Annotated in this window: 2 pseudogenes; one reads left to right on the top strand and one right to left on the bottom strand. The window is 68.3% G+C overall.

What is annotated here, in order from left to right:
* Positions 1-98 precede the first annotated feature (98 nt).
* Positions 99-955, top strand: a pseudogene (locus tag AB0K65_RS32305) (IS5 family transposase).
* Here AB0K65_RS32305 and AB0K65_RS32300 read toward each other — a convergent pair.
* A pseudogene (locus AB0K65_RS32300) lies at positions 939-1,485 on the bottom strand (hypothetical protein). The pseudogenes AB0K65_RS32305 and AB0K65_RS32300 overlap by 17 nt on opposite strands.
* Positions 1,486-1,572: the final 87 nt, after the last annotated feature.

The raw sequence follows: 1,572 nt of genomic DNA, 5'->3' as shown, positions 1-1,572 counted from the left end.
CGGACACCCGCCCATCACCCGCGTCAACAACGCTGCAGGTCAATACACCTAGGCCGTGCATCGAAAGTGGATCTTGGGACTGTGAATGATCACGGTTCGTGGGTCGGGTAGATCTCACGGACGAGCAGTGGGCGGTGCTGGAGCCGTTGTTGCCGAAGGGGACGAAGGCGGGGCGACCGCCTGTCTGGCCTCGGCGGCAGTTGATCGACGGCATACGGTTCCGGGTCCGGACCGGTGTTCCGTGGCGGGACGTCCCTGTCGCATACGGGCCCTGGAACCGGGTCTACGACCTCTTCCGTCGATGGCAGCGCAACGGCATCTGGCACCGCATCCTCAGCCGACGTGAAGGGCGCGATCACGTGGGACCTCAGCGTCAACTCCACGGTCTGCCGCGCCCACCATCATGCGGCCGGGGCCCGCAAGCGGGGTGATCTGCAGAAGGAACCGCCGGGTGGCGTGCTCACCGAGCCTCATGATCACGGGCTGGGACGCTCGCGCGGAGGGTTCACCACCAAGCTGCACCTGGCCGTCGAGCAGGGCCAGAAGCCCATGGCGATCGTGGTAACAGCCGGGCAGCGGGGAGACTCACCGCAGTTCGAACCCGTGCTGGAGAAGGTCCGCGTGCCCCGCCTCGGGCCGGGCCGGCCACGCGTTCGTCCCGACCGGGTGCGGGCGGACAAGGCGTACGCCTCCCGCAGGAACCGCGCCTACCTGCGCCGCCGCGGGATCCGCTGCACCATCCCGGACAAGGCCGACCAGGCCCGCAACCGCCAGAAGCTCGCCTCCCGCGGCGGCCGGCCGCCGCGCTTCGCCCCGGCCGACTACCGCCAGCGCCATGCGGTCGAGTGCGGGATCAACCGACTCAAGAGACACCGGGCCGTCGCCACGCGATACGACAAGCTCGCCGTCCGCTACGAGGCGACCGTCCTGGTCGGCCATCAGCGAGTGGCTGTGACCTTGGGCCGCCACGTGGTGGGATCCACGTTCCATGCCGCGGGCAGATCGCTGCCGCAGAAGACACAGACGAAGTCGTCCTCACGGACGATGTTGCGCTCCTGGCAGTCGGGGCATCGCCGGAACACCACCTCGTGGGTGAAGCCAGATGGCCGCCGAAGCTCTGCAGCGTCCAGGGCGCGGGCGACCTCCGCCCAGGAGGTGAGGTCTGGGCAGTAGCCGGTGGACTGGTTACTGACCTCGCTCACGGTCCACCGGTCTGCCTCGCGCATGAAGCTGATCTCACCAGCGCTCAGGACCCTCTCCGCCGGCACAGGCCACGTGCTCGCTCCGGCGCGGCGCCAGCCGAAGCACACCGTCCATGCCGATAACGAAGGTGAACGGTTCGGCCAGCTCCACCGCCGATTGCTCCACGATCCAGCCGTCGAAGTCAGCCGCCGAGCCGATACGACGCCCGCCGCCACCAGGCCGGACCGCGGCCTTCAGCTCAACCGGTCCGACATATCGATAACTCCGCCCCCGCCCAGTCACGTCAGCCAACCTAGAGCACTTCCGACACACGCCCTAGGGGGTGTCGTCAAATGTCACGCCCACATCAGGAGTGATGCGAGGGTGACG

It is taken from the genome of Streptomyces sp. NPDC053755 (assembly GCF_040677675.1).
In the GTDB taxonomy this organism is placed as follows: Bacteria; Actinomycetota; Actinomycetes; order Streptomycetales; family Streptomycetaceae; genus Streptomyces.
Note: the sequence above shows the minus strand (reverse complement) of the source record. Positions and strands in the feature narration are given on the sequence as shown.